The organism is uncultured Thiodictyon sp. (genome assembly GCA_903837595.1).
Lineage (GTDB): Bacteria > Pseudomonadota > Gammaproteobacteria > Chromatiales > Chromatiaceae > Thiodictyon.
On sequence record CAILVI010000141.1, the window covers coordinates 1 to 3513 of the forward strand.

Consider the following 3513-nt stretch of genomic DNA (forward strand, 5'->3'; position numbering starts at 1 on the left):
CGGCGCCAGACGCTGCCGGCTTGGTGTCGCCTGCCCGCCCGGCCAGCGACAACATCGCCCCTCCCGTTCGCCAAGGACGCGGGGCTCCCACGCTACCGGAACCGCATTCGGAATTCATGCAGGCTTGCCGGAAGGACACGGACGTTACTCGTTCTCCGTGCCGGAGGCGGTGGCCAAGGGCGAACTGCGACCGTTGCGTGATCCCGCGGAGGGATAGGCGAACGCTCCGCGTGCAGCATGCCGACCGCCAACGCCCTTTCGTACACGAAAATAGGCTTAACCCGGTTTTCCGTTCCACTGCGCCTCGAACCCCTATTGCTGGGCCCCTGGCAGCGTTCGTCCTGGCGCTGGCACCTCGACGCGGGTCCGACGTTGCCCTGTCCACCCCTGTTGTGGTGCCTCGTCGGCACACCGACGGCGCTTCTGTTCGGCGTCTGGCCCGCTCTTGGCCTCATCGCTGCCGCTTCCGAGTGGTCACCGTGACGGGGCTGTACCTTGCGCAGCTGCTGCTGCCCCTGATCCTCGTCGGCTGCATGCTGTGGCTCCCAGCGCGCAGCCGCCTGGGGTTCGCCGTGCAGTGCGTCGGCAGTTTCGCGGCGCTTGCGGTCATGGCTTTGCGCGGGATCTGGCTGTTGCCTCCCTGGTGGGCACCTTACGCATTTGGCGCCGCGCTTGTTGCGGCGGCGTTGGTGGGGCTGCGTCGCAGCCGGTCCTTCGCATCAGCGATGCCGGGGACATGGGGCGCGTGGATCGTCGCAGCATCCTTCGTCGCCTTGGGCGCCGCGTCGTTGGTGGGCACTGCCGGCGCCCTGCAAAGCCGCACCCCGCCGCCACGGCCGGTGGTGAACCTGGCATTCCCATTGGCGCCGGGCCGCTACCTCGTCGTCAATGGCGGCAGCGACTTCAGCACCAACGCCCACCTCTTCACGCTCGATGCCAGCGAGCCCCGCTTGCGCGATTGGCGCGGACAATCCTATGGCGTCGATCTCGTGCAGCTGAATGGGCTCGGGCTGCGCGCGAAGGGGCTGCAGCCTGCGGACCCGCGTGCCTATTGCATCTACGCCACCCGCGTGCTGGCCCCCTGCGCCGGTCCGGTTGTGCGCGCGGTGGACGGTCTGCCCGACATGCAGGTTCCAGAGATGGACCGCGAGCACATGGCGGGCAACCACGTCATGCTGCGATGCCACCACGCCGATGTGCTGCTCGGCCACTTGAGCCCCGGAAGCGTCCAGGTCCGCGCGGGGGACACGGTCGCCGCGGGCGTCTGGCTGGGTTCCGTGGGGAACTCGGGCAATACCGGTGAGCCGCATCTGCATGTCCACGCGCAGCGACCGGGTCCTGTCGGCGCGCCGCTGGGCGGCGATCCGCTGCCGATCCGGCTCAATGGCCGTTTTCCCGTGCGCGGCGACCGCATCGGGCCGCCTTGAAGTCCAGCCATGCGTCAGCGACGCCAGCGTTTGTTGAAATGGGGGCTGACAATCTTCGGAACGATGATGGAAAGCGCTTTACCAAGCGAAAGCAGCAGGAAGAAATTGCATAAGAGCAGCGGCTGTGTCGATGGAGGCGTTTCCTGTGTTTCAGGCAACTATGCCGAGTTGACGTAACGGCAGGGAAGGTGGTTTCAACGCGTGCGCTATCCCAGAGTGATGCAAGAGACGACCGGGTTCTGTCCTTCCCATTCCTGGCGAGGCCATACCCAGCGATCTGAAACCCGCGAAGATTCCGCCGCCTGAATATTTCCAGAATACTTATCCATGCACGATCTTGCCAGTGCGCAAGCAAGCGCGGACCGCCAGCGGTGCATTCAGCCAGCGCAAACGGGGGCGGTAAATATCGCAATTTCTTGTGGTACTATTACGACCGCTGGTTTTGCAAACTGAAGGTTCCGGCCTTACCAGGGGCCGCAGACGGGGTGGGGGGCAAGGTTTGCGCAGATCGGTGCAAACCCCACCGAAACCTCCACCCCCTTAAATGACTGGATGGCCACAGGGTTTCAGAATAACGGAAACGTCAGGTGCAATTTTTCGCTGAAGAATAGAGAAGACTATGGATGATCGCACGCGCAACCGAATCTTGGCGGTGCTTTTTGTTGGAGTGCTGATGGGGGCGCTTGATGCGGCAATTGTCGGACCAGCGCTACCCGCCCTGCAGGGAGACTTTGGGGTTCAAGAACGTTCCCTTTCCTGGATTCTCACCATTTATGTGCTGTGCGCACTCTTGAGCACCCCGCTGATGGCAAAACTTGCAGACAGGGCAGGTCGTCGTTCGATCTACGTACTCGATGTAGCGCTGTTCGGGCTGGGATCACTCGTCGTTGCATTATCCCCCACGTTCGCGATGCTGCTGATCGGACGGGCGATCCAGGGAATTGGCGCTGGCGGTGTATTTCCAATTGCCGCGGCGGTCATTGGTGATACTTTTCCGCCGGAGAAGCGGGGTAGGGCGCTAGGGCTTATCGGCGCCGTCTTTGGGCTGGCGTTTATTCTGGGGCCACTCCTCGGTGGGATGTTGCTCAAATACTCATGGCATCTGCTTTTTTACATCAATTTGCCGATCGCTGTGGTGTTGATCATTGCCGCATTCCGAGTGCTTCCGACAACCCGCCCGGCGCAAGCATCTCCTTTTGATTGGGCCGGACTTAGTGTGCTTACCCTATTACTGATATTGCTCACCCTGGGCCTTAATCAGCTTGGCGGCGCCGAGATTAGACTCTGGCCACTCATTCTGGCACTGGGGGGTATAGGACTACTTCCGGTCTTTGCCGCCGTTGAAGCAGGCGCAGCAGATCCAATCATTCGGCCAAAAATATTCAGTTCGCAGCAAATGCTGATGGGGAGTCTGTTGGCGATTGGTTCCGGCATGTGCATGGTCTCAGTATCATTTTTGCCGTCGCTGATCACCGCCTCGTTTCCGGTGGACGTATCTGCTGCCAGCTTTATGCTCATGCCGCTAATACTCACGCTCATGGTCGGCTCGCCAATCGTTGGGCGTCTCGTTGACCGTATCGGGTCGAAGCTGGTGCTGCTCGGTGGTTCGGTGCTGCTGATTGTCGGGTTGCTGACCTTATCCCTTGGCAGCCTCACTCTCGTAAGCTTTTATGCCGCCACGTTGCTCATGGGCCTGGGATTGTCAGCCCTACTGGGAGCGCCGATCCGATACATTGTCATGAACGCTACTCACGCCGCCGAACGAACGTCGGCGCAAGGGGCAATTTCTGTATTTACCGGTATCGGTCAGATTCTGTGCTCCGCACTGATCGGTTCGATCGCGGGAAGTTTCGGGGGTGGTGCAGCGGGCTATCAGGCGGGCTATCTTTTTGTCTCGATTATCACTGTCATCATGCTGGCCGCATCCTTGAGACTCAAGGATCGCGCTGCTGAGGTGGAAGCGTTTGGTAACAATGCAAAAATTAGTTAAACACGTTTATCAAGAGAAAGCATTGGGATCGACAACGTAGTTCCATTGCCCAAGGCTCGAATCATGGCGAATAAACTGATCTTTGATTTCGCGGAA

Annotated in this window: 2 protein-coding genes; both read left to right on the forward strand. The window is 60.5% G+C overall.

The window, feature by feature from the left end; translation table 11 throughout:
- Positions 1–479 precede the first annotated feature (479 nt).
- Positions 480–1427 carry a M23 family metallopeptidase gene (locus QZY44_RS07495; protein WP_295444449.1) on the forward strand — a complete coding sequence of 316 codons (948 nt, stop codon included), beginning with the start codon at positions 480–482 and terminating at the stop codon, positions 1425–1427.
- 619 nt (positions 1428–2046) lie between these two features.
- Positions 2047–3417 carry an MFS transporter gene (locus QZY44_RS07500; RefSeq protein ID WP_295444451.1) on the forward strand — a complete coding sequence of 457 codons (1371 nt, stop codon included), beginning with the start codon at positions 2047–2049 and terminating at the stop codon, positions 3415–3417.
- Positions 3418–3513: the final 96 nt, after the last annotated feature.